This is a genomic window from Polyangiaceae bacterium, assembly GCA_015075635.1.
Taxonomy (GTDB): Bacteria; Myxococcota_A; Polyangia; order Polyangiales; family Polyangiaceae; genus JADJKB01.
Window position 1 is genome coordinate 1,451,747 of record JABTUA010000003.1, and the last position, 23,705, is coordinate 1,475,451.

Below are 23,705 nucleotides of genomic sequence, written 5' to 3' on the forward strand. Positions count from 1 at the left end.
AGAGGGCGAGCGCAGCGGGCAACGGGCGGAGAGAGCGGTCGTGCGAAGCGGGGAGGGCGGGAGCGTGGGCGGCGCCCACCGGACCTTGCGGCGACGAAGCTAGGGTTCCATCTGGCGCAAATCTGACCTAGCTTCCCCCCGCCTTTGGGACTTCCGTCCCGAAGCCCCCGAGCGCCGTCACTGGCAGAACGGGAACAGCGGTCCTCAAGGAGGCAACATGTCCGAGCTTCGTTTCGACAATCGAGTCGCAATCGTCACGGGTGCCGGTGGTGGTCTGGGGCGCGCGCACGCGCTTCTGCTCGCCAAGCGCGGAGCCAAGGTCGTGGTCAACGATCTCGGCGGTACCATGGACGGCACGGGCGGCGGCGGCAGCTCCGCGGCCGACAAGGTGGTCGAGGAGATCAAGGCGGCGGGCGGCCAGGCCGTGGCCAGCTACGACGGCGTGGACACCTGGGAGGGCGCCCAAAAGATCGTGGCCAAGGCCAAGGAAGCCTTCGGCAAGCTCGACATCGTGATCAACAACGCCGGCATCTTGCGCGACGTCTCGTTCCTGAAGATGACCGACGAGGACTGGGACAAGGTGCTGCGCGTGCACCTGACCGGCACCATGTACGTGAGCAAGGCCGCCTGGCCGCTGCTCCGCGAGAACAACTACGGCCGCGTGGTGAACACCACCAGCGCTGCGGGCCTGTACGGCAACTTCGGCCAGGCCAACTACAGCTCGGCGAAGCTCGGCATCGTCGGCCTGAGCAAGACGCTGGCCCACGAGGGCGCCAAGTACAACATCAAGGTCAACGTCATCGCGCCCATCGCCAAGAGCCGCATGACCGAGACCGTGATGCCGCCGAACGTGCTGGAGAAGCTCGCGCCGGAGTACGTGTCCGCGCTGGTCGCCTACCTGGTCTCCGACAAGTGCGAGGACAGCGCGCAGGTCTACGCGGTCGGCGGCGGCTACTTCTCGCGGGTGGCCGTGATGGAAGCCGAAGGCATCGGCCTGCCGGTGGAGAAGGTCAGCCCCGAGGCGGTCGCCGAACAGTGGGCGAAGATCAACGACATGACCGGCGCCAAGGCCTACGGGAACGCGATGGAGGCCGCCGGAGCGGCGATGAAGTTCGCGATGATGTGAGACGCTTCCGTTCCGCGAAACCGAGGGCGGCGGGCTTCGGCTCGTCGCCCTTCGTCGTCTCAGGGTGGCGGCGCGTTCAGTCGTCGGAGATCGCGCCTCGCCGCATGGCAGGTCGACCCACGTCTCGCCGTTGGCGGCGGTGTCGTCAAGACGACCGAAGGAGCGGAGATCCCCCTCACGAAACAGGACGCGAACAGACCCGCATCGTTCGCTCACGGCTCAACGCGTCGGCGAGCGACCTCGTCGATCTGTCCGTCGGAGTGCGCGCTTGTGCCACATGACGGTTGGTCACATTTCTCCCCGTTGGGGAGAACTCGCTTCGCTCGCGGGCGCGCCTGCGTGAATAACCGCAGCGGCCCCGCCAGCATGTCGCGCAGCGGGCGGTTGGCTCGCGTCGAGCCCTCGCTCAGAGCGCACTTGGCGGAGCACAAGCGCGGGCGCCTGCTGTGTTCGAAGCAGCTCCGCTTCAGGAGCGGCCGCACCCCTGCGGATCTCGACCGATGCTGACAATGCTCCTGCCGTCTGCGCACGCGCTGCCAGGCTCGGAAGGACGCGCCCCCTCCATCGGCGCGCAGCGCCGGCCCGAAGCAGCTCTCTCCTCAGCGGTAGCTTTCCGAATCGAGCAGTGCCTTTCTTCTCGAAACGCCGGCGCGAGCACCGATTTGGAGGGGGCAGGCGGCGCGCAGCCGCGCGCAAGCGCGGCGAGCAACGACCGGGGGAGGCAGGAAAATGACCGGCGCCAAGGCCTACGGCAACGCGATGGAGGCCGCCGGCGCCGCGATGAAGTTCGCGATGATGTGAGACGCTTCCGTTCCGCGAAACCGAGGGCGGCGGGCGAGAGCTCGTCGCCCTTCGTGTTTGCGGCGGGGGCGGGGCGCCGGGAGAAACGAGGCAGGCATAGTTGCGATCGCGCGGGCGGGCGGAGCGCGCACGAACAGTCGGCGGGGAAAGGAGCTGGCGCGTGCCACAGCGCGACGCAGATCTCAGCAGGCCGTAATCGGCAGCAAGATTCGCGTTCAGCTCTGCGCAGGTGCTCGCGGGAGTTGCTCGGCGTCGGGTCAGGCGGGAGAATTCGCCTTGCGTGAAACCACTCTTCATCGCGCCGATCGCCCTGCTCGGACTCTGGTTGCCGGCCTGCGGCGAGCAGCCGAGCACCGCGACCTCGGGAGGCGATGCTCGTCCCGACGTGGTCTACGCGGCGACTGACGAACTCGTCATCGGCCATCTCCGAGTCAACTCCTCGAGCGTCTTCGTGACGACCGTGGACCTTGCGGGCGGTGTCCGGCGCCTCGTGCGAGTCGACAGGGAAACGCGCGCGCGAAAAGTCCTGACCGAGCGCCCCCTAGAGCTGTCGTTGGGAGACGTCTTCGTCACAGACTCCGAGGTCTTCTTCACCGAGCGCGAGAAGAGCTGCTCCGGCTGCTTCGCCAACGCAGGATGGATCCGCCGCGTTTCCGTGGACGGCGGGGAGGTCTCCACGCTGACCGTGCTGGATTCGAGCGCCCCTCATCGGCTCGTCGCTGCCGGCGGCTACATATGGTTCACCGACGTGAACCGCCTGCGGCGCATCTCCATGGGTGGGGGGCCGCCGGAGACCCTCCTTTCGTCCGCCCACGACCATGAGCTCGTGGCTTCCCACACGACCGTGTACTTCCAAGGCCCCGGCCGCATCGACGGCGTTCCGTTCGCCGAGACGGCAGCTAGCGAGCTGGTGCCCACGGACGCGTCGCTGGTGGCTCTCGTGGCGCACGGGGGATTCGTGTATTGGGCGTCGGGGTATGGGGAGCAGTCGGCTATCCGCCGAATTAGTGAATCGGGCGGATTGACGAGGGTGCTCGCGACGGAGGTCGGCGTGGGAGTGCTGTTGAACTTCGCCGTCGGGCCGGCGCTGTTCTTCACGGACTGGGGCAAGGGCGTGTGCGCCGGCCAACTCGTGCGCGTGGACCTGGAAACGTCGGAGCGGGCTGTTTGGGCGTCCGAACTATGCCAACCGCTCGAAGTCGCCGTCGATGTGGATGACGTCTTCTTCCTGGCGAAGCCCGGGGTGGATTCTCAAACGGGCGCGATTCTGCGGGTGTCGGCCTCGGCAACCCCGGAGTAGTCCTGGCGAACGCGCGCGGAGCGGAACCGCGTCGCGGTGCTGGGCAGGACCGAGCGGGCATCGAAACCACGCCCGCCGTCGGCCCCTCATCGTTGGATGATGCGCCGGTGAGCGGGAGGTTCTTGCGGCGGAGGCTCCTGCCGTTCGGGTCTTTGCACGCGCTGCCAAGCTCGGAAGGACGCGCCCCCTCCATCGGCGCGCAGCGCCGGCCCCAAGCAGCGCTCTCCTCACACGCAGCATCCCGAGCCGAGCCACACCTTCTTTCTCGAAACGCCGGCGCGAGCACCGATTTGGAGGGGGCAGGCGGCGCGCAGCCGCGCGCCAGCGCGGCGAGCAACGACCGGGGGAGGCAGGAAAATGACCGGCGCCAAGGCCTACGGCAACGCCATGGAGGCCGCCGGCGCCGCGATGAAGTTCGCGATGATGTGAGCGGCGTCTCCCCACGGAGAAACCACGAGGGCGGCGGGCGAGAGCTCGTCGCCCTTCGGCTTTCTGCTTCAGGGGCGCTCGGCTGCGTGCGGATCAGGTGATGCAGCACCTGCCGGAGCCCATCGTCGGGATAGGTGCGCGCCCGCGACCTCATCCCCACCCCGATCCCGACGAACGCCGAACGAGCCGCCAGAGAGCGAAGCGCGAGCCCGGCCTCACGCGGGCTGTCCTTGGACCACATGGACGCTGCGGTCCGGCGCGCAGTGACGAAGAGGCGCGCCAGCGGGAGCCGATGATTGGGGTCGACACGAATGTGCTGGTGAGGTTCCTCGTTGAGGACGACGCCCATCAGTCGAAGCGCGCCGGGCAGCTGTTCCGCCGGGCGCTCGCCAAGGGTGAACGGCTCTTCATCTCCGACGTGGTCTTGTGTGAGGTCGTCTGGGTGCTCGAGGGGGCCTATCGCGTGCCCCGCGGGGAGATCGCGGCGCTCCGGCTCGATCTTGCCCGCGCCAAGCAGGTCCAGCTGGGTGATGCCGACATCGTTCATCGTGCGCTCACCGCATTCCAGGCCGGCAAGGGCGACTTCGCCGCCTACGTCATTCGAGAACGTGCCCTCGAAGCGGGGTGCTCCGCGCTCGCCACCTTCGAGAAGAAGCTCTGGGCAGAGGCCGGGTTCGAGAAGGTATGAGCACGGTTCCGCCCCACCATCGCAGCGAGGCAGGCGCCGATCGCGACCAGTGCGACGGGACAGGGCTCGTCGCCCTTCTCGTCTCAGGGGGGCGGCAGGTTGAGGTTGTCGAACGTCGCGTCGGGCTGGGTACCGTTGCTGGAGAACGTGCCGGCCCCGAGCTCGACGAAAGCCTTGTTCATGCCAGTCGGGCGATTCGCGACCCGCTGCTCGACCCAGGTCTTGCCGTCGGCGCTGGTGTCGAAGCCGACCTTTCCGGCGGGGAAGCGCATGCGCCACCAGCGGTGCAGCGCCGGGTCGTAAGGGATCGCCTGGTTGTTCTCGGAGCCGCCTTGCTCCACGCCGAACACGAGCTTCAGACCCGACGGTGACGCGGCGTCGGGAGTCGCCGTGATCTCGGCGTCCATCGAGCCATCGACCATCGCCATCAGGTACGTCTCGCCGTTCCAGCCCTTCGAGAGCACCTGAGGCACCTCGATCCAGAGCGCGCAGCCGTCGAGGCTGTACGACGCGTTCGATGTGATGCCGACGTGGTGGCCAGCGTCCATGCCCGGCTTCGCGTGAAGGACCCCCGAGCTCGTGCCGATGGTGCCCTTGCTCAGGTAGTACGGGCTCCACGCCGAGCTGTTCAGCGGAGTGGAGAAAGCGTCCTGGAAGCTCTGGATGCCGCCGGCAGGGCAGCTCGAGGCGACGCCCCCGCTACCGCCGGAGCCGCCCCCCGTGCCGCCCTTGCCGCCGCTCCCCGTGCCGCCGCCGCTCGGCGCGCCGCCGCTCCCCGTGCCGCCGCCGCTCGGCGCGCCCCCGACGCCGCCCGTACCACCTGCCGGAGCGCCGGAGGATCCACCGCTCCCCGCGCTCGATCCGCCGCTGGCAGAGCCGGCTGCGCCGCCGCTCGGGGAGCCAGCCGCGCCGCCGCTCGAGGCACCGCCGGAAGCTGCACCGCCGCTCGCGCCGCCGCCCGCGGGCGTGAACTCTTCACCCGCGCACGCGGCGAGGCTCACGGTCAGGAGCGCAGGGTGAGCGAGGCGTCGCAGCAAACAATCGAGCGTACCACGTTTCAGGTCTTGGTTGCGCGCCGAACGCGCGTTCGCGTCGCTCTCCTCAGTAGGCCGAGCGCGCCCAGGAGAGCGAGCAGGATGCCGTGGCTCGCGCGCTTCGCGGGCAGCGTGCAGCCGCAGGACGCATTGGTCTCGTCACCCAGGCCGCTCGCGCTGGTCGCGCTCTCGGGCGCGACCCTCTGGTTGTAACCGGCGAGCGCCGAGTCGATCTCGTCGTCGTTGTCCACGAGCAGCAGGTACTCGCCCCCTTGGGTGAACTCCTCCACGCTCGACGCCCAAGGCAGATCGGTGGGCAGGTCGCCCGGGGCCGAGGTGCCCGCGACCCTGCGCCCGGTGCTCGTGGTGGTGACGAGGTTGCCGTCGCAGCGGGTGGTGCGCACGGCCGAGAGCTGATTGGAGACGTCCGGCAGCGGCTTCGGCCACTCGAGGAACATCGGATCTTCGGTCATCTCCTCGGGCGAGATGCGCGTCAGCATGCGCGTCAGGTAGACGTTGCCCAGCAAGACCTCGGTGGCGTGCTGCGCGGGGGTGGCGACCAGCTCGTCGAAGTCGTCGCCGAAGGCGTCGGCGTTCCAGGCGCTCAGATCCGCGCCGGGGTAACAGCTCAAACACGAGTAGTACTCCTCCGGCGACACGCCGGCGGGCGGTGGCAGGTAGCGGTCCAGGAGCGGGAACACCAGCGGGTGCGGCGAGGTGCAGCTCGCGGCGGAGAAGCAGTCGAGCAGGTTCCAGGCTTGCAGCCGCGCCACCACCGCCTCCGGCTCGAGCGTCTTCAGGATGACGCCGTCCCAGTTCGACTGGGAAATGCCCGACGAGCTGACCACGTTGGTCGGACCGGCGTATTCGGTGATGAAGGCGCGGCCGTTGGCGGCGGGGCTGTCCACAGCGCGCGACACGGCCAGGTCGTAGTTCTGGCCCAGGTTGGTCCAGTCGAGGCGGGCGTCGTTCAGGGTGACGTGCTTGTAGCCGCCGGTCGGCACCACGCGCTGATCGCCGAGGAAGAACGTGCGCACCGTCATGTCTTCGACGGCGGCGATGCGCGTGAGCTTCAGCGGCACGCAGGGCTCGGTGCCCTGGTAGCGCACGACGATGGGGTGGATCTCGTCGACGCCGGTGTTCGGCTGGAGCTTCAACGCCACGAACACGTACTTCTTGTCGATGTACTCCTTCAGGATGGGCTCGGCGTCGGCCTGGTCGGCGTCGTAGTTGTTCTGCACCAGCCAGTCGAGCATGCCCTTGGCGTCCGTCGGCTTCAGGGTCAACGTCTCGAAGTTGCCGACGGCCTGGCGCCCGACGATGGTGGGCGCCTTGGTGTTTGGCCCGGCGCCGCCCGCGCCGCTGCTGGGCACGAAGGAGCCGCCGGCGCTGTCGGCGCTGGACATGGCGCAGCCGGCGCTGGAGCTCCCGGAGCTCGTGTCGCTGCCGCAGCTCTGGAAGCTGTTCGTGGTGGTGAAGGTGGGGACCGTGCCGTTCATCAGGTTCGTGAACAGCAGCTGCGAGCCGACGCTCAGCTCGGGCTCGACCGGGATGGGGATGATCCAGGCGAAGCGCGCGGGGTCACCCTGGTACTGGATCTGGATGTGCGCCTCGACGAAGCCGTTCTGCATCACGAACAGCACGTTCTCGCCAGTCTGATCGACGGGCATCGGCGGCTGGCCAGGCGGAGCCTGATCGCAGAAGGTGCCGCCGCAAGCCTCCGCCCGTGACGGCGCGCTGCCCGCCGCTGCCAGCACCGACAACCCCAAACACACCCGAGCCCAAGCGCGCATCCGTGCCTCCCGACCAGTGGCTCCGCCCAGAGCCAGAAGCCCACAGGATACGCCGGGCGCGCCGGTTGCGCACGCCTACACGAAGAAGTCGGGCAGGAGCTCGGTCCCCGGCGCGTTGGCGTACTGATCGAAGTCAGTCACGCCTGCGGCGCGGAGCACGTCCTCGTCGATGGCGAAGCGGCCGGTGTACGCGCGGCTGGGCTGCGTCAGGATCCAGTAGGCCGCGTCGGCCATGATCTCGGGCTTGCGGCAGCGACTCACGGCGTCGTCGCCGCCCAGGAGGTTCTGCACCGCGGCGGTGGCGATGGCCGTCCGGGGCCAGAGCGCGTTGACGGCGATGCCGTCGCTCGCGAACTCGTCCGCCATGCCCAGCACGCACATGCTCATGCCGAACTTGGCCATGGTGTAGGCCACGTGCGGCCCGAACCAGCGTGCCTCCATGTTCAGCGGCGGCGACAGGTTCAGGATGTGAGGGTTCTTGGCCTTCTTCAGCTGCGGGATGCAGGCCTGCGAGCACAGGAAGGTGCCGCGCGTGTTGATCTGGTGCATCAGGTCGTAGCGCTTCATCGGGGTCGCGAGCGTGCCCGTCAGGCTGATGGCGCTGGCGTTGTTGACCAGGATGTCGATGCCGCCGAAGGTGTCCACCGTGCGCTTGACCGCCTCGAGCACCTGCTCTTCGAAGCGGATGTCGGTGATGCAGGCCAGGCCCTTGCCGCCGGCCGCCTCGATCTCCTCCACCGCGCTGAACACCGTGCCCGGGAGCTTGGGGTGCGCCTCAGCCGTCTTGGCCGCGACGGCGACGTTCGCGCCATCCCGGGCCGCCCGGAGGGCGATGGCCTTGCCGATGCCCCGGCTGGCGCCGGTGATGAAGAGCGTCTTGCCTTTCAGATCTGCCATGGTGGGCGGAAGCTAGCACCGTTCGCCCGGCGCCGGGCCCGTGCTATGCGCCGGTCCCATGGGGTGTCGATCGACTCTCGCGCCGTGTTTCGCTCTGATCGTCCTGGCTGGCTGCAGCGACAGGCCGGCCGCGTCCCCGGCTGCCGCGCCGCTACCGGCGGCGAGCGCCTCCACGCCCGCGCCCGGGCCCAAGGCGGCGCGACCCGAGTTCGAGAACCCGGGCGGCATGTGGCTGCCGAAGCAGCTCGAGGCCCACGTCGAGACGCTCCAGAAGCTCGGCCTCGAGCTCGATCCGAAGAAGCTCGCGGACCCCATGGCCTATCCGCTCGGCGCGGTGGTCAGCCTGGGTGGTTGCTCCGCCAGCTTCGTCTCCCCGGAGGGGCTCATCGTCACCAACCACCACTGCGTGACCGGTGCCCTCGGCTACAACTCCACGCCGGAACAAAACCTGCTCAAGAACGGCTACCTGGCAAAGTCGCGCGCCGAAGAGAAGTGGAACGGTCCCACGGCTCGCGTCTACGTGACGCAAGCCCTGAGCGACGTCACCGACTTCGTGCGCTCGGGCCTCGAGCAGATCAAGGACGACAAGAAGCGGCACGAGACCATCGAGAGCCGCGAGAAGGAGCTGATCGCCAAGTGCGAGAAGCAGCCGAACGTGCGCTGCGATCTGGCCAGCTATTTCGGCGGCGGCCAGTACCTCTTGATCGAGAAGCTCGAGATCAAGGACGTGCGCCTGGTGTACGCGCCGCACGAAGGCGTCGGCAACTTCGGCGGCGAGATCGACAACTGGCGCTGGCCGCGCCACGGCGGTGATTTCGCGTTCTTGCGGGCCTACGTCGGCAAAGACGGCAAGCCCGCCGACCATTCGCCGGACAACGTGCCGTACCAGCCGCGCATGCACCTGCGGCTGGCCGAGCGGGGGCTCGGCCCCGGCGACCTGGTGTTCGTCGCGGGCTACCCCGGGCGGACCATGCGCCTGTCCACCGCGGAGGAGACTGCGGAGGCCGTCGAGTGGTACTACCCGAAGCGCATCCGCCTGTTCGAGGACTACCTCGCCCTGATCGAGAAGCTCGGGAAGGAAGACCCGGACGTGGCCATCAAGGCGCGGCCCACGGAGCGAGGGCTCGCCAACGCGCTCACCTACACCAAGGGGTCGCTCGAGGGCCTGACGAAAGGCGGCGCCGCGGAGCTGCGCAAGAAGCGTGAGGTGGCCCTCTCGACCTGGATAGGCGCGGACGCCGAGCGGCAGAAGCGCTTCGGCGAGGTGCTGCCTCGGCTGGAGAAGCACTTCGCAGAGCGGAAGAAGCACCGCGAGCTCGGCTACGCGTTGAGCGAGGTCGAGCGCATGTCGAGCCTGGTCGGCGCCGCGCACACCATCGTGCGTATGGCCGAGGAGCGTCCCAAGGCGGACGCGCAGCGCAAGCCGGAGTTCCAGCAGCGCAACTGGCAGCGCATCGAGCAGGAGCAGCAGGCGCTCGAGAAGCGCTACTCGCGGAAGCTCGACAGCGCCATGCTGCGGCTGGCGCTCGGGCGGATCGCCAAGCACGCGGACGAGAACGCCAAGAAGCGCGTCCTGCCCGTCTTCCTGGGCAAGGCCGAGCCGAGCGAGAAGAACATCGAGGCAGCGGTCGAGCGTCTGTACAAGGAGACCAAGCTCGAAGACACCAAGACCCGGCTCGAGCTCGTCAAGAAGGCCAAGACGGCCGAGCTCGGCGCGAGCAAGGACCCGTTCATCCGGCTCGGGCTGGCGCTCCGGCCGTTGTTCAAGGAGCGCGACGACCGCTCCGACGCCGAGAGCGGCGCGCTCGCCCTGATCCGCCCGCTCTACGTGGCGGCGCTCCGGGAGCACGCGCCGACCCCCGTCGCCCCGGACGCGAACGGGACGCTGCGAGTGACCTACGGCACGGTGCGCGGCTACCGCCCCACGCCTGAGGCGCCCGTCTTCACGCCGTTCACCACGGCCAAGGAGCTGGTCGCGAAGGCGACCGGCAAGGAGCCGTTCGATGCGCCGCCGCGCCTGGTCGAGCTGGCGAAGTCGGGGAAGAATGGCCCCTACGCGGACCCGACTCTGGGCGGGCTGCCCGTGGACTTCCTGGCCGACCTCGACATCACCGGCGGCAACAGCGGCTCACCCACGCTGAACGCGCGCGGCGAGCTGGTGGGTCTGGCTTTCGACGGCAACTACGAGGCCATGGCCAGCGACTGGGTGTTCATGCCGGACATCACCCGCAGCATCCACGTGGATCTGCGCTTCATGACCTGGGTGATGGATGCCGTGGACGGCGCGGATCACCTGCTGAGAGAGATGGGGAAGAAGCCGGCGCTCTGAGCCCGATTCACTTCGGTGCGAGTCGGAGAATTCGCGCCACGAACGCCACGACGCGGCGACGCCACTGAAGAAGAAGAGGAAGAACAGACCTGGGAGAGCGTCGCTTGGCGCCCTTCCCGAGGCTACGGCCCGAAGCCGTACTGCCCGCAGCCCGCGAAGTCGAAGTTGGCGCGGACGACATGGCCGCTGCCCGTGCAGTCGGCCTCGACGTGGCCGCTGACGCCGCCGCTCTTCACGCTGCCGACGAAGCTCATCTTGCCGCAGCCCGAGCCGATGGTGTCGAAATTGCCGCCGGCGAAGTAGCTCACGCGCATGCCGCCGGAGTCGCTGAACGAGAGCCGACGCTTCGCGGCATCGACCAAGGTGACGGTGTGCGTGGTCACGCTCCCGCCGCCCAAGCTGGAGGTACTCTCCGAGACCTGGCAGTCCGTGGTCTCGAAGGCGGCGCCGTTGAACGACACGCTGCCGGTCACGTTCGACTTGGACTTGCAGGCGAGGAGGGCCCCGAGGACCAGCAGCGCCGCGACGAGGGGGGCGTCCACATTCGCGCTCCGCTGGCGCCCGCCAACGCCACGCGACTCTTCCGTGCGGTCGAAACGGCCGGCGCCGGTCGCGGCCGGCATTCGCACTCGCCTCTCAGTGCCGGAACGTGATCTGATCATGGCAAGACTGCTCGAGTGATCCCGGGGCTCGGCTGACCGCCGAGCGGCTCGTATCGAGCCGCTTTGTCGCCCACCGAACTAGGGACACCCCCCCTGGCCTCACGACTTCTTGGCGCTCGCGGTGAGGTTGATCAACGTGGTGCCGTCGTCCGAGCTCTTCGTGGCGGAGACGCTCACCGTGAGCTCTGCGTTCGACATGTTGAGGATGGTGGTGTCGCCGCCCGCGAGCTCGCCGTCCACCTTGAAGCCGGACAGGTTCTTTTTGTAGTACTCGAGCACCTGCTGCGTGCTGTCGGAGCTGTTCAGCATGACCATGTGCCCTTCGCCCTGCGAGATGGTCACGGCGCTGATCACCTTGGCCCCGGGGTAGATGGGGACCGCCTTGGGGAAGTCGGCCGGCACGCTGCTCCCGGTGCCGAGCTGGACCTCGGTCTCCTTGCCGTCGGGGCCCTTCTGCTTGAGCTTCACCTGGCCGGTCTTCGAGTCGATGTTCACTTCGCCGCCGGTGGCCTTCTCGGCGGCCTTCTCGGCCATCTTCTCTTCGATCTTCCGGCAGCCGCCCGTGACCAGGGCGAGCGCGACGAGCACGAGTACGGTTCGCATGGCGGGCGGAGCCTAGCACCATCTCTGGTGCGGAAAAGCCCGGCCCGTCGACGTCGGTCGCGCCCCGGAAGTCCCATCTCCTGACCGGGAAGCGGGCGCCGCGCGACCATGGCCACGGACATCGGGGCGTGCGCCGGCCTCGCCGGATGTTCCCGTGGGTCGTCGCTACCGTGGCCGGCCGAGATCTGCCGATGCCAGACCTTCGGCGCGCTGGGGGCTGGCCGCGCCAGGCGCTCGGCTCCGCTATACTCCGCGCCGATCCATGCCCGCCGTTCGCGTCTGTTTCGTCTGCCTCGGGAACATCTGTCGCTCACCGACCGCGGAAGGGGTGATGCGCCACCTGCTCGAGCGCGAAGGGCTCGGGGCGCAGGTCGAGGTGGACAGTGCCGGGACCGCCGCCTACCACAGCGGCGAGCCGCCGGATCGGCGGGCGGCGGCAGCCGCGCGAGCTCGCGGCATCGCAGTCGGTGGGGCCGCCCGGCAGTTCCGCAAACCGGACTGGGAGCGCTTCGACTACGTGCTGGCGATGGACCGCGACAACTTCGACGACCTCCGCCGCAGCGCTCCGGCACACCACCACGAGAAGCTGTTCCTGCTCCGGCAGTTCGACCCGAGCGCTCCCAAGCATGCCAGCGTGCCGGACCCTTACTACGGCGGCGACGAAGGCTTCGAGGAGGTGCTGGATCTGTGCGAAGCCGCCTGTCGCGGGTTGATCGGACACCTGCGCGAGCGCCACGGTCTGTGATGCGCGAAGCACTCCGGAGCGAGCTCGGTCGGGCGCTCGGCAGTCCGGTGGCGCGAGCTTCCGCGATCTCGGGCGGGGACATCAACGAAGCGCACGCGGTCGAGCTCGCGGACGGGCGCTGCGTGTTCGTCAAACACAACGCCGCCTGTCCAATCGGCATGTTCGAGGCGGAGGCGGAGGGGCTCGGCTGGCTCGGCGAGTCGCACACCCTCCCCGTGCCCGGGGTGCTCGCCGTGGGCGCCGACTACCTGGTGCTCGAGCTGATCGAGCCCGGCCGGCGCGGCGCGGGCTTCGACGAGGAGCTCGGCCGGGGGCTGGCGGCCCTCCACGCCTCTGGCGCCCCGGCGTTCGGCCACGCCCGGCACAACTTCATCGGCCGATTGCCGCAGGACAACTCGAGCGAGCCCGACTGGCCCAGCTTCTACCGCGAGCGCCGCCTCCGCCCGATGGTGGACCAAGCGCGGGATGTCCTCGGCCGCGAGCTCTGCTCCGCGTTCGAGCGGCTCTTCGCCAACCTGGCGGACCGGGTCGGCCCGGCCGAGCCCCCCGCGCGGCTCCACGGCGACCTCTGGGGGGGCAACCTGCACGCCACGGCGTCCGGCGCGCCGTGCTTGATCGACCCGGCCGTCTACGCCGGGCACCGCGAGATGGACCTCGCCATGATGAAGCTCTTCGGCGGCTTCGGGCCCCGGGTCTTCGCCGCATACGACGAGGCCTTTCCGCTAGAACCCGGGTTTGCCGAGCGGGTGGCGCTCTACCAGCTCTACCCGCTCCTGGTACACGTGAACCTGTTCGGGCGAGGCTACGTCGGTAGTGTGCGGGAAGCGCTGTCGGGCTACCTCTGACCCGGCCTCCAGTGTCTCGGCACGAGCAGATCGCGAGCTGGGCGAAGCGCGGGTACGATCGTCTTCTTGACGCCGGCGGGCCTCGGGGCAAGAAGGCCGCTCCCCATGGCGTCTCCCCGCATCGTGTCCATCGGTCGCGGAGAAGATCTGGTGAGCGTCATCGGAGAGGCGTGCCGCGGGCTCGACGGCTGGGTCCACGCCACGGGAGCCGTCGAACAGGTCGAGCTTCGACTGATGGGCGAGGGCGCGAACCCGGTGCGCGCGCCGCGCGGGCGCTTCGCGCTCGTGCAGCTCTCGGGTCCGACGGGCGGTCCCTACGGCGTCACGCTCTCGCGGGCCTCCGACGCGGGTGCGGAGGTCTGGGCCGGAGAGCTGGTGCGGGCGCGCTCCGATGGAGTGACGGCGTTCGTTCAGCCGAGCGCGCTGGTCGACAAACCTGCTGCGCCTCCTCAGCCGGCGCCTCAGCGCGCGCCGGCGCCGCCGTCGTCGCCCGTGAACGAGCCGGTCACTCCGGTGCCGAACGAGTGGGCCAAAGCGGCGCTCGCCAGCGCGCTGGTGCGCCGGGCGGCCGAGGCCGAGCACGAGCCGCTCATCCCGGAGCCCGGCGATCTGGTGCAGCACTTCGCCTTCGGCCTGTGCGAGGTGCTGATGGGCGACGACGAGCGGCTCAAGATCCGCGACGTCGGCGGCCCGGGGCGGATCCGCGAGATCCGCCTGGACATGCTGCGCGTGACCGGCCCGGGCGAGAAAGACGGCAAACGCCTGTATCGCCTGGAGCGGAAGAGCTAGCTCGAACGGGTCACTTCGCGGGGTTCTGGGCCAGCTTGGTCGAGAGGGCGTCGAGCGCCCGCGACTGATCGGCGTTGGCGCTCTGCTTGGCCGCCGCGACCAGCTTGGGCGTGGACGGGTCGTTCACGACCAGAAGCGCGCGCTCCGCCTTGCTGCGCACGTAGCCGGTGTTCTCGAGGAACACCCGCATCAGCGCGCGGGCAGCGATGGCCCGGACCTGGGCGCCTTCGCCGGTCTTGGACACGTCCGGCGTCTGCCACGCCCAGGCGTTGCCCACCGCGCCGAGGCTCTTCGCCACGACCAGGAGCTGCGCCTCGTCCTTGGTGTTGGTGAGCTTCGCCAGCGCGCTGGCCGCCACCGTGCGCCGGCACTCGCCGAGCGCGGACACGACCGCCGCTTGCTTCGGGTTGTTGGTGGTCGCCAGACGCGCCAGCTTCTTGGCCGAGGCGTCGTCGCCGATGCGCCCGAGGGCCTCGGCGGCGGCGCGCACGACCTCGAAGTCGGTCTCGCGATCGAGGATGGCGTTCAAGACCGGGTTCGCGCGCGTGTCGCGGATCAGGCCGACCGCCTCGATCAGACCGACGCGCAGCGTGGTCCAGCTCGAGTTCGTCATCTTGCCGCGGGTGGGACCGTCCAGGGCGAGCATCTCCAGCATCGGGAAGAGCGCGTCCTTACCCAGCGCCTGGAGCGGCAGCATGATGCTGGCTGCCCGGCCGCGCTTCATCTGATCCGCTTCGACGGCGAGCTTGGGGGCCTCCGCGACCTTGGCGAACACGGCGGCGTTCTGCGCGCGCGCCTTGGTCACCTCCGCCTTGAGGGCCGTGCGGTCCTTCGCCTTGAGGTGACGGGCTTGAACGCCGATGCCGTCGGCGAGCGCGGTTCCGGTGAGCGCCGCCATCACGAGCCCCGCCGCGGCGAGGCTGACCAAGAGCTTCATGGTCCTCATTTGCCGGTCTCCCACCACTTCGTGGTTACTGCACGATCCGCGTTGCTACCGCAGTGAACCTCTCCGAGCAGGCGATGATAGAGGTCCCAGTTTTCGACGAACTTCACGCTGATGCCGTAGGGCTGGAGCGCCTTGATCATCTGGTCTTCGAAGATGTCCACGTTGTTGATCTTGGGGCCGTGGGGCTTGGGCACGGCCACCGTCGTCGGTCCCACGTAGGTCAGGTTCACCGTGCCGGGCTGGTACGCGATCGAGTAGCCGCCGCTCTTGGAGTGCAGGAACGGGATCTTGACGATCTCGGCGTCGGTGATGCCGGTCTGGGCCTTCATCGTCGCGACCTGCGCGTTGACCTCGGTGATGGCCTCGTTCGACGCGGCCATCACGTTCGTGTCGGCGAGCACCGCGTTGATGGTGGTCTGCGCCGAGGCGCCGCCGGACCAGGTCTTGCCGACGAACATCGGCGTGCTGCCGTAGCCTTGCGTCTGGGCGTTCTGGAGCATGGTCTTGGCCAGCGCCGCGTCGTTCGCCAGCATCACCCAGCCGCGCGGGCTCGAAGCCTTCACGAACGACAGCGTCTCGTCCACGTGCGCGACGGCGAGCCAGGAGGTGTCGAGGAAGATCTGCGGCTGCATGCCCTGCGCCGTGAGCATCCCCTCGAAGGCCTGGTCGGGATAGAAGTTCGAGACGCTGCCGCGCAGGATGCGCCCGAGCGGGGCGCCGGTGAACGGCGGGACCGTCTCCGTGTTGCCGAACGAGTTGAGCGTGTCCGCGCCGTTCGGGTGGTTCGGGTCGTAGTGAGTGACGCCGGCTTTGTCCGGGCCCTGGAAGTACGTGTAGACGACCTTGCCGGCCGCCCGAAGCCCGTTCGTCGTGTAGTTCGCGGAGCGGAAGTAGACCCGGATGAGCTTCTGCGCGCCGCCCGTGGCGGGCATGCTCATGTAGCCGGTCTCGAAGAAGTCCTGCGTCCACTGGTCGTTCAGACCGTTGAGATCGGTGTAGGTCGAGCCACCCGCGGAGCAGGCCGCCGCGAGGTCCGCGCGGAACGCCGTCGAGGCGGCCGAGCTGAACGCGGTCGCGTAGATCTGGGTCGCGTTCTGCACGTGGTGGTGCAGCATCACCGGCGACATGCGCATCCGCACGACGTCGCTGCCGCTGCCGCCGGCCGTCATGGTGACGGTGACGTTCAGGTAGCCGTCCCAGGAGTTGTCGCGCCGGATGTCGAGGCCCTCGATGCCGAATTCGACGCCGGCCTTGAGCTCCGCGCTGGTCAGCGAGGCGCCGTTCGGGATGGCGGTGAACGTGCCGCCCGTGTTCTTGAACAGCCGGACCTTGCTGGGCTGGGTAGTGCTGATGGTCGCCGCGGCGTTGGCCGGTGCGCTGGGCCAAGGCACGGTGCGCAGGCGCGCCAGATCCGCCAGGTCGTTGGCGCCGTCGATGACCGAGTTGGTCGCGTCGTTGCAGGCCGCGAGCTGGGCGTCGGTGCCGCTCTTCGGGCAGTCGCCGTTGTCGTCGTCGATGTTGGCCAGGAAGATCGCGCCGCGCGTGGCGTTCCAGGTGTCCTCGCCGGTCTCGTCGCTGGTTCCCACCGTGTCCACGCTGCCGTCGCGGTTCACGTCGGCGCGCAGGTCGAGGACCGTGGAGGTGCCGCCGCCGCCGCCAGTGCCGCCGACGCCACCCGTGCCACCGGTCGCGCCGGTGCCACCCGTACCGCCGGTGCCACCCGTGCCACCGGTGCCACCCGTGCCGCCGCCGCCGCACGCTGTTGCGTAGTCGCCGCAACAGTCGTTGTAGCCGACGCAGTCCGCGTCGCAGTAGCAGGCCGGGTTGCTGCCCGGCACCGCCTGCGTGCTGCCGCAGTGCCCCACGCAGCTCGGTCCGGTGCTGCCACCGGTGCCCCCGCCGCTCGGTGCGCCGCCGCCGCTCGGTGCGCCACCGCCGCTCGGTGCGCCACCGCCGCTCGGTGCGCCGCCGCCACCCGGAACGCCGGCGACGCCGCCGCCGCCCGGCGAGCCGGCGAGCCCGCCCGTGTTGCCCGTGTTGCCGACGCCGCCTGCGCCGCCGGCCTGCGCGCCGCCGACGTTGCCGCCTGCGCCGCCCGCGTTCGTGCCTCCGGCAGCTGCGCCCGCCGCGCCGCCGAAGCCCACGTTGCCACTGCCTGCCGAGCTGCAACCTGTCGCGGCGAGCATCGCCGCGAGCGTCCACCAAGATGACCGCATGTGTGACCGTCCTGCCTCAACGCGGGGCGAGCGCCTCTTCTCGTCCCACGGCCCGAAGGGGTGCGAAACAATGACTCAAGGACGGGCGACGCACACGCGAAATCTGTAAGGCGATGTGCCGAATTCCGCGGCCGCGAGCGGAAAATTTTCGCGTCACTGCATCGCGCAGCGCGTCGATGCGCGGCGCACGTGCGTCAAGGCGGCGGCGGGGGCGGATCCGCCGGGTCCTTCTTGCAGTTGATCGGCACGGGATCGGGGTAGTCCGCGGTCCCGGTGACCTTCGTGAGCGTCCAGGTCGAGCCGGCGAGCTCGATTGGGATGGGCTTGGTCACGTTGCCGACGACCCCGCCGCAGTAGAAGCCGTCGGTGTTGCAGAAGTTGCCACCGGTGAGGTTCTGGACCTCCGCCGTGATGTTGGAGCCCGAGATCGGATTCGCGTCCCCCGTCACCGCGATCGGCGTGTTCACGAGTGAGTTGGCGTCGATCTTCCCGTTCGCGTCGATGACGATGCCGGACAGGATGATCGGGTCCCCGACGGGCGTCTCGCGATCGAAGCGGTTGAGCGGCTGGAGCGACCAGTCCATGGAGGTGCTGCCGCTCGCGTCCTTGCTGGTGACCTTGACCAGGAAGATCAGCGGCGCCGCGGGCTTGAGCTTGGCGGACAGCGCGAAGATGTAGTCGCCGTCGAGCTCGCCGGCCGCTGGCACCACACAGGCGCCTGCGTCGCCGCCGCCCGCGCCTGCGGCGCCCGCCGCGCCGCCCGACGAAGGGTTGATGGTGTTGTAGCGGTCCTTGAACTCGTCGTAGTTTCCCTCGGGATCGGGGCACCCCGCGAGGAAGAACGCCGGCAGCGCCAGGGCTAGGATCGAGCTGATTCTCGGCATTTTCGGACCTCGGAGGTGAGTCGAGTGTGGCAGCGAATGCGCTGCGCCGCAATGGCTCCGAAGGCCGTTCTACGAGCGGCCCAGGAGGCCCGTCAAGCCGTGACTGAGAACTGTCGCCGGGCGAGGCGAAGCTGGTGTAGAACCCCGGGCCATGAGGCCCGCACGGCTTGGTTTGATTGGAGGGGCGGCCCTGGCCGCCGCGCTCGCGCTCGCGCCCCGCGCGGACGCGTCCGGTATCTCGGTCGCGCGTTTCGGCGGGGAGCACGGCCACCCCACGACCAACAACGCCACCGCCATCTACTACAACCCTGCGGGCATCGCCATGAGCGAGGGGACGCACGTCTTCCTGGACGTGAGCTTGGCGTGGCGCAAGGTGACCTACGACCGCGACACGGCCCCGAGCGACTGCGTTGGAGCGTCGTGCCCGAACGTGCCTGGGGCCAACGACGGCAAAGGCAGTCTGTTCAACATCCTAGCCTCGCCCATGGTGGGCGTGACCACGAAGCTCGGGGACGTCGGCCTGGGCGCCGCCTTCTACACACCGTTCGGCGGCCAGAGCATCTGGGACAAGAACGACGACTTCAAGGACGACCCGACCTACGCCGGGCCCTACGACGGCGTGCAGCGCTGGTACGTGATGGAGGGCACCATCCGTTCGAGCTTCATCTCGCTCGCTGGCGCCTACCACCTGAAGCCCGCTCGCCTCGCGTTCGGGCTCTCCGGAAACCTCATCCTCTCGACCGTGGACACCGTCCGCGCAAAGACGAGCGGGGGCGACGCCGACTTGAGGGCGGAGGGCCGGGCGTACCTGCACACCACCGGCGTGGACTGGAGCCTCGGCGCGGGCGTGATGTACGAGGCCATCGAGAAGCAGCTGTGGGTCGGCGCCTCCTATCAGTCGCGCCCGAACCTGACCGGCATGAAGCCGCTGGAGGGCGAGCAGACGACGTTCTTGCCCGGCGGCGGCGAGAGCACGGTGGACGCGGAGATCGAGCACGAAATCCCGGACGTGTACCGGCTCGGCTTCCGCTACAAGCCAGCGGAGGATCTCGAGCTGCGCCTGTTCGGCGACTACCAGCGCTGGAGCGTGCTCGAGAAGCACATCGTGACCAACACCGAGAACGGTGACCTGCTCCTCGATCAGCGCCGCGAGTGGAAGGACACGTTCGGCGTTCGCGTCGGTGGCAGCAAATGGCTGAACAAGAGCGTCGAGGCGTTCGCCGGCGCCGGTTACAGCTCGAACGCCGTTCCGAAGGAGACGCTGGAGCCGGCGCTGCCCGACTGGGACGGATTCTCGTTCACCGCGGGCGGGCGCTTCGAGCTCGTCGAAAAGCTGTTCCTGGCCGCGTCCTACACGCAGCTCGTCTACCTGCCGCGGAAGGTCAGCGCCGACGAGAGCGAGCTCGACGATGGGACGGGGCTCGCCCACCTGCCGGATGGGAACGGGAACTACAAGCAAATGGTCGGCGTCTTGAACGTCAACGTCGACTTCCAGTTCTGACCGCAGCCCGTCGAATGGCGCGCGCCCGTCGCGCCACCAAAGCCACGATGGGGTACCTCGGAGGGTCGCTCTCGTTCTGCGTGTTGCTGGGGCTCGCAGCCTGTGGTTCCGACGGCGCGAGCGGTGGAGCTTCAGGGGGCACGAGCGGAAGCTCGGCGGGCGGAAGCTCGGCGGGCGGAAGCTCGGCGGGCGGAAGCTCGGCGGGCGGAAGCTCGGCGGGCGGAAGCTCGAGCGGCGGCGCTGCTGCGGGCGGCGGTCTGGCCGGAGGGTCGAGCGGCGGTGCTTCCGGGGGCAGCGGCGGGGCTTCGGGAGGCGCCGGCGGTACCGGCTCCTGCGCCCCCACGCCTTCGGCCGTGAAGTGCGGTGCGGCGGGCTGCGACACCAAGACCGAGGAGTGCTGTGGCGGACCGGTGGACGGCAAGTGCTTCGGTCTGACCGCGTTTTGCGGGCTCGGCGGCGGCATTCGCATGCAGTGCGACGATCCGAGCGATTGCGCCGACGGCGAGGTGTGCTGCGTCGCGGAGGTGCCGAACGCCGGCAACGACGCGCCCTACCAGACCCACTGCGTGAAGCCGAAGACCTTCCAGGAAGGTGGCGACGTCTTCGGCTGCGGCACCACCGGTGGCGGCTTCCCCTGGCCGCGTCTGTGTGCGTGCGCCGCCGACTGCAACGTCGGCAGCTGCAAGCTCGGGACGATCCTGGTGCCGACCACCAGCGCTTCTTACATGCGCTGCGAGTGAGATTCTCCTACCTGGGGTTGACAGACCGCGCGAGCTTTGGTGTCTCTTCGAGCGCCATGGGAGCCGTCCGCGATTTCATCACCTACCACTACCGCCACTTCAACGCGGCCGTCGTCATCGACGCCGCCAAGGCCTGGGAGGAGCACCTGGCGAAGGGCGGCAAGATGCTGCTCACCATCGCTGGTGCCATGAGCACCGCTGAGATGGGCCTGACGATTGCCGAGCTCATCCGCAAGGGCAGGGTGCACGGCATCTGCTGCACCGGGGCGAACCTGGAGGAGGACGTCTTCAACCTGGTCGCGCACAACAGCTACAAGCGCATCCCGGGCTATCGCAACCTGAGCGCCGAGGAGGAGAAGGCGCTCGAGCACCAGGGCTTGAACCGGGTCACCGACACCTGCATCCCCGAGGGCGAAGCGATGCGCAAGATCGAGCATCACATGCTCGCGCTCTGGCAGGAGGCCGACCAGAAGGGCGAGCGCTTCTTCCCGCACGAGCTCTTCTACAAGCTCCTCCGCAGCAAGAAGCTGGAGAAGGACTACGAGATCGATCCCAAGGACAGCTGGCTCCTGGCGGCGTGTGAGAAGAACCTGCCCATGTGGGTGCCTGGCTGCGAGGACTCGACGCTGGGCAACATGTTGGTGGCTGCGGTGGTGCGCGGCGACGTGAAGAGCCCGCTGGTGATCAAGAGCGGGCTCGAGCAAATGCGCACGCTGGTGGACTGGTACCGGGAAGAGAGCGCGCGCTCGAGCATCGGGTTCTTCCAGATCGGCGGCGGCATCGCCGGGGACTTCCCCATCTGCGTGGTGCCGCTGATCCACCAGGACCTTCAGGAGCAGTGCCCGTATTGGGGCTACTTCTGCCAGATCAGCGACTCGACCACCTCGTATGGCAGCTACAGCGGCGCCGTGCCGAACGAGAAAATCACCTGGGGCAAGCTCGACATCGACACGCCGCGCTTCATCATCGAGAGCGACGCGACCATCGTCTTCCCGCTGGTGGCAGCGTACCTCTTGAACATGTGACGGCTTGCCGCCGTCCGGCTCTTGGTTCACGATCGCGACGTGGATCTGGCGCGGATCTTCGCTCTCTCCGTGCTCGTCGCGGCTTGCAGCTCGACGACCAACAACAACCCGCACGGAACCGGCGGTGCCGCGGGCGACTCGAGCGGGGGCGCGGCCGGCGACGCGAGCGGGGGGATGGGTGGCGGCGGCGCGAGCGGCGGAGGCGGAGCACCATCGGGCGGAGGCGGAGCACCATCGGGCGGAGGCGGAGCGACGGGCGGAGGCGGAGCACCTTCGGGCGGAGGCGGAGCACCTTCGGGCGGAGGCGGAGCACCTTCGGGCGGAGGCGGAGCGACGGGCGGAGGCGGAGCACCTTCGGGCGGCGGCGGCGGGACCTCGAGCGGTGGTACTGGCGGCAACTGCGACGGCAACCACTTCGTGTATGCCGGCTCGTCCGTCAAATACTGTGTCGCTGGGCCCTACGACTGCGTCACGTTCGCGTTCAACTGCGGCGCCCTGCTGAATGTGCCGGGCCAGAAGTCGACGGAGTCCTGCGGCAACGACGGCGGCCTCTGGTTCTCGGCCAGCGTGGGCTGCAAACCCGCGACGTTCACCGTCAAGCTCGGCAACGGTCAGAGCTGTACCCCGCAGTCCACGCTGACCTGCACCGTGCCCTAGCCGAGCGGCTGTCAGCGCGGAGCGCCGCAGCGCTCTAGGGGCTCGCGGCGGTGGCGCAGCGAGATCCGCGGCGCCAGCGCGCGGCAAGCGCCGCCAGCCCGGCTGCGAGCAGCCAGGTGGGGTTTGCCCGCGCTGGGGACGTCCGACAGCCGCAGCCGCCGTCGTCGTCGGAGTCGCCGCCGCCGCTCGCGCCGCCCGAGCTGCTCCCACCCGAGCTCGCACCGCCCGAGCTGGTGCCGCCCGAGCTCGCGCCGCCGGTGGTCGCACCCGCGTTGCCGCCGGCCGCTGTGCCCGCGCTGCCGCCCGCGGCGCTGCCTGCGGCGCCGCCCGTCGCCGCCCCACCGCTGCCGCTCGTGCCGCCGCTGCCACCGCTGCCACCGGCACCGGTCGCGTCCTTGAAGCCTGCGCCCACGGTCCAGCCGGGATTGCTCGCGGCGTACTTGTAGGCGCCGACGTCGGCGACGCCACCCCGCGCGGTGCCGTTGAAGTCGTCGCTCGTGACGTAGGTGGCGCTGCCGGCGGCGATCAGCTTGCTCCCGGCCTTCGGGAACACGTTGAGCTTCGCTCCGCCGAAGGCGGCGTCCACGAAGTCGGCGCTCAGGCTGCCGCCGCCGGTGAAGCCGCTCGTGACGCCTTGGGTCGAGCCCATGCCGACGTTGCCCGCGACGGTCAGCGCCGTCAGCGTGCCCGAGGCGCGCAGCGCGTTGCCATTCTGGCTGTAGAGCGCGTTGTTGGCGATGATGACGTTGCTCTTGATGGCGTCCGAGCGCAGGGCGTCGCCCTGGTTCAGCACCGTGTTGTGCACGATGGTCAGATCCTCGACGCTCTGCTGCTGGTGGAGCTGGTTCCTGATGCCGTCCGCCTGGGCGCCGAGCACCAGGTTGTTGCGGATGATGGCGTCGGCTTCGGCCTGGATGCCATGGTCGCCGCAGTTCCACATCGCGTTGCGCTCCAGCAGGTTCACCGCCTTGCCCGCGGTGCCGTAGACCAGGATGCAGGGGTAGTTCGTGTCGTGGATGACGTTGTCCCGCACGATGTTGTTGTAGCTGCCCTGCTTGATCTCGATACCGTCGCCCTGGCTCACCGTGGACTGGTTGGTGTGGTGGACGTAGTTGCCCTCGATCAGGCTGTCGAACATCTGGCAGCCGTCGTTGTTGCAGCCCAGGTACATGCCCTCGCCGGTGCCGTTGGTGTGGTGGATGTGGTTGCGGCGGATGATCAGGCCCTGGTACTTCGAGCCGCCGACGTTGGCCGAGAGCGCGACGTCGGCGGTGTCGTGGATGTGGCAGTCCTCGACGGTGATGAAGCTCGAGGCGAGCATCCGGATGCCATGGGATCCCTTCGAGACCTCGAGCCTCCTGAGCACGACGTACTGGGCGTTCTCGACGTTGATCACGTTCTGGCTGGCGTCGCGGGTAATGTGCGCCGTCTCGCCGTCCTTGCTGCGGATCACGATGGGCAGAGCGGCGGTGCCGCTGACGCCGATGGTGAGCTTGCTGGTCAGCGTGTAGGTCCCGCCTTGCAGCACCAACTCGTCGCCGGCTTTCAGCTTGGCGATCTCCTGGCCCAGGTTCGCGCTCGGGCCGACCTCGTAGCTGGCGGCGAGCGCGGGACAGGACCAGAACAGCGCCGCCACGGGCGAGAGCATCGCGAGCTTCTTCATCGGGCCACCTCCGAGGAGGCCATGTTACACGC

The 23,705-nt window shown here is 69.1% G+C and carries 20 protein-coding genes; 11 read left to right on the forward strand and 9 right to left on the reverse strand.

The features are described 5' to 3' along the window. Positions 1–217: 217 nt before the first annotated feature. The 3 genes from HS104_37110 to HS104_37120 all read left to right on the forward strand — a co-directional run bounded on the left by HS104_37110 (position 218) and on the right by HS104_37120 (position 4,344). Positions 218–1,126, forward strand: coding sequence for an SDR family oxidoreductase (locus tag HS104_37110; protein MBE7485577.1), 909 nt, complete (start codon positions 218–220; stop codon positions 1,124–1,126). A gap of 1,081 nt (positions 1,127–2,207) precedes the next feature. After that, positions 2,208–3,227: a hypothetical protein gene (locus tag HS104_37115; protein ID MBE7485578.1), complete on the forward strand. Its 1,020-nt coding sequence runs from the start codon at positions 2,208–2,210 to the stop codon at positions 3,225–3,227. A gap of 748 nt (positions 3,228–3,975) precedes the next feature. Beyond that, positions 3,976–4,344 (forward strand): type II toxin-antitoxin system VapC family toxin, encoded by a 369-nt coding sequence (locus HS104_37120; GenBank protein ID MBE7485579.1) that lies wholly within the window; start codon positions 3,976–3,978, stop codon positions 4,342–4,344. 83 nt (positions 4,345–4,427) lie between these two features. On the opposite strand, the gene HS104_37125 is transcribed toward HS104_37120, so the two are convergent. From HS104_37125 to HS104_37135, 3 genes are all read right to left on the reverse strand, one after another. Beyond that, entirely contained in the window at positions 4,428–5,381 is a 954-nt protein-coding gene (locus tag HS104_37125) for a hypothetical protein (GenBank protein ID MBE7485580.1), read from the reverse strand. A gap of 20 nt (positions 5,382–5,401) precedes the next feature. Continuing rightward, entirely contained in the window at positions 5,402–7,171 is a 1,770-nt protein-coding gene (locus HS104_37130) for a DUF2330 domain-containing protein (protein MBE7485581.1), read from the reverse strand. A gap of 75 nt (positions 7,172–7,246) precedes the next feature. Next, the gene (locus HS104_37135) at positions 7,247–8,068 is read right to left on the reverse strand and encodes an NAD(P)-dependent oxidoreductase (GenBank protein ID MBE7485582.1); all 822 of its coding nucleotides are present in this window, start codon (positions 8,066–8,068) and stop codon (positions 7,247–7,249) included. Between the two features lie 58 nt (positions 8,069–8,126). Between HS104_37135 and HS104_37140 the strand changes: the two genes are divergently transcribed. After that, positions 8,127–10,397: a S46 family peptidase gene (locus tag HS104_37140; GenBank protein MBE7485583.1), complete on the forward strand. Its 2,271-nt coding sequence runs from the start codon at positions 8,127–8,129 to the stop codon at positions 10,395–10,397. Between the two features lie 122 nt (positions 10,398–10,519). On the opposite strand, the gene HS104_37145 is transcribed toward HS104_37140, so the two are convergent. Further along, a complete protein-coding gene (locus HS104_37145) occupies positions 10,520–10,939 on the reverse strand; it encodes a hypothetical protein (GenBank protein MBE7485584.1) in 420 nt (139 codons plus the stop codon). 219 nt (positions 10,940–11,158) lie between these two features. After that, the gene (locus tag HS104_37150) at positions 11,159–11,662 is read right to left on the reverse strand and encodes a hypothetical protein (protein MBE7485585.1); all 504 of its coding nucleotides are present in this window, start codon (positions 11,660–11,662) and stop codon (positions 11,159–11,161) included. Between the two features lie 262 nt (positions 11,663–11,924). Here HS104_37150 and HS104_37155 point away from each other — a divergent pair, with 262 nt between their 5' ends. From HS104_37155 to HS104_37165, 3 genes are all read left to right on the forward strand, one after another. Then, positions 11,925–12,407: a low molecular weight phosphotyrosine protein phosphatase gene (locus HS104_37155; GenBank protein MBE7485586.1), complete on the forward strand. Its 483-nt coding sequence runs from the start codon at positions 11,925–11,927 to the stop codon at positions 12,405–12,407. Continuing rightward, positions 12,407–13,252 (forward strand): fructosamine kinase family protein, encoded by an 846-nt coding sequence (locus HS104_37160; protein MBE7485587.1) that lies wholly within the window; start codon positions 12,407–12,409, stop codon positions 13,250–13,252. Before HS104_37155 ends, HS104_37160 begins: the two co-directional genes overlap by 1 nt. A gap of 105 nt (positions 13,253–13,357) precedes the next feature. Further along, positions 13,358–14,041, forward strand: coding sequence for a hypothetical protein (locus HS104_37165; GenBank protein MBE7485588.1), 684 nt, complete (start codon positions 13,358–13,360; stop codon positions 14,039–14,041). Positions 14,042–14,051: 10 nt separating this feature from the next. On the opposite strand, the gene HS104_37170 is transcribed toward HS104_37165, so the two are convergent. The 3 genes from HS104_37170 to HS104_37180 all read right to left on the reverse strand — a co-directional run bounded on the left by HS104_37170 (position 14,052) and on the right by HS104_37180 (position 18,087). Then, on the reverse strand, positions 14,052–14,978 hold the full coding sequence (locus tag HS104_37170) for a HEAT repeat domain-containing protein (protein ID MBE7485589.1): 927 nt from the start codon (positions 14,976–14,978) through the stop codon (positions 14,052–14,054). 5 nt (positions 14,979–14,983) lie between these two features. Then, on the reverse strand, positions 14,984–17,203 hold the full coding sequence (locus HS104_37175; protein ID MBE7485590.1) for a protein-arginine deiminase: 2,220 nt from the start codon (positions 17,201–17,203) through the stop codon (positions 14,984–14,986). Positions 17,204–17,397: 194 nt separating this feature from the next. Beyond that, positions 17,398–18,087, reverse strand: a complete 690-nt coding sequence (locus tag HS104_37180) for a hypothetical protein (protein MBE7485591.1) — start codon at positions 18,085–18,087, stop codon at positions 17,398–17,400. 151 nt (positions 18,088–18,238) lie between these two features. Between HS104_37180 and HS104_37185 the strand changes: the two genes are divergently transcribed. The 4 genes from HS104_37185 to HS104_37200 are packed head-to-tail and all read left to right on the forward strand — an operon-like array spanning position 18,239 to position 22,010. Continuing rightward, on the forward strand, positions 18,239–19,588 hold the full coding sequence (locus HS104_37185; GenBank protein ID MBE7485592.1) for an outer membrane protein transport protein: 1,350 nt from the start codon (positions 18,239–18,241) through the stop codon (positions 19,586–19,588). Between the two features lie 14 nt (positions 19,589–19,602). After that, entirely contained in the window at positions 19,603–20,328 is a 726-nt protein-coding gene (locus tag HS104_37190) for a hypothetical protein (GenBank protein MBE7485593.1), read from the forward strand. Between the two features lie 56 nt (positions 20,329–20,384). Next, positions 20,385–21,353, forward strand: a complete 969-nt coding sequence (locus HS104_37195; GenBank protein ID MBE7485594.1) for a deoxyhypusine synthase family protein — start codon at positions 20,385–20,387, stop codon at positions 21,351–21,353. A gap of 21 nt (positions 21,354–21,374) precedes the next feature. Continuing rightward, entirely contained in the window at positions 21,375–22,010 is a 636-nt protein-coding gene (locus HS104_37200; GenBank protein ID MBE7485595.1) for a hypothetical protein, read from the forward strand. Positions 22,011–22,044: 34 nt separating this feature from the next. Here the strand turns inward: HS104_37200 and HS104_37205 are convergent, their stop codons facing one another. After that, a complete protein-coding gene (locus HS104_37205; GenBank protein ID MBE7485596.1) occupies positions 22,045–23,673 on the reverse strand; it encodes a right-handed parallel beta-helix repeat-containing protein in 1,629 nt (542 codons plus the stop codon). Positions 23,674–23,705: the final 32 nt, after the last annotated feature.

Bases quoted from the DNA above. Each gene is read 5' to 3' on its own strand.
- HS104_37180 (MBE7485591.1), bottom strand. From the start codon at position 18,087: ATGCCGAGAATCAGCTCGATCCTAGCCCTGGCGCTGCCGGCGTTCTTC.
- HS104_37175 (MBE7485590.1), bottom strand. From the start codon at position 17,203: ATGCGGTCATCTTGGTGGACGCTCGCGGCGATGCTCGCCGCGACAGGT.
- HS104_37205 (MBE7485596.1), bottom strand. From the start codon at position 23,673: ATGAAGAAGCTCGCGATGCTCTCGCCCGTGGCGGCGCTGTTCTGGTCC.
- HS104_37135 (MBE7485582.1), bottom strand. From the start codon at position 8,068: ATGGCAGATCTGAAAGGCAAGACGCTCTTCATCACCGGCGCCAGCCGG.
- HS104_37110 (MBE7485577.1), top strand. From the start codon at position 218: ATGTCCGAGCTTCGTTTCGACAATCGAGTCGCAATCGTCACGGGTGCC.
- HS104_37155 (MBE7485586.1), top strand. From the start codon at position 11,925: ATGCCCGCCGTTCGCGTCTGTTTCGTCTGCCTCGGGAACATCTGTCGC.
- HS104_37130 (MBE7485581.1), bottom strand. From the start codon at position 7,171: ATGCGCGCTTGGGCTCGGGTGTGTTTGGGGTTGTCGGTGCTGGCAGCG.
- HS104_37170 (MBE7485589.1), bottom strand. From the start codon at position 14,978: ATGAAGCTCTTGGTCAGCCTCGCCGCGGCGGGGCTCGTGATGGCGGCG.
- HS104_37140 (MBE7485583.1), top strand. From the start codon at position 8,127: ATGGGGTGTCGATCGACTCTCGCGCCGTGTTTCGCTCTGATCGTCCTG.
- HS104_37150 (MBE7485585.1), bottom strand. From the start codon at position 11,662: ATGCGAACCGTACTCGTGCTCGTCGCGCTCGCCCTGGTCACGGGCGGC.
- HS104_37165 (MBE7485588.1), top strand. From the start codon at position 13,358: ATGGCGTCTCCCCGCATCGTGTCCATCGGTCGCGGAGAAGATCTGGTG.
- HS104_37185 (MBE7485592.1), top strand. From the start codon at position 18,239: ATGAGGCCCGCACGGCTTGGTTTGATTGGAGGGGCGGCCCTGGCCGCC.
- HS104_37190 (MBE7485593.1), top strand. From the start codon at position 19,603: ATGGCGCGCGCCCGTCGCGCCACCAAAGCCACGATGGGGTACCTCGGA.
- HS104_37195 (MBE7485594.1), top strand. From the start codon at position 20,385: ATGGGAGCCGTCCGCGATTTCATCACCTACCACTACCGCCACTTCAAC.
- HS104_37160 (MBE7485587.1), top strand. From the start codon at position 12,407: ATGCGCGAAGCACTCCGGAGCGAGCTCGGTCGGGCGCTCGGCAGTCCG.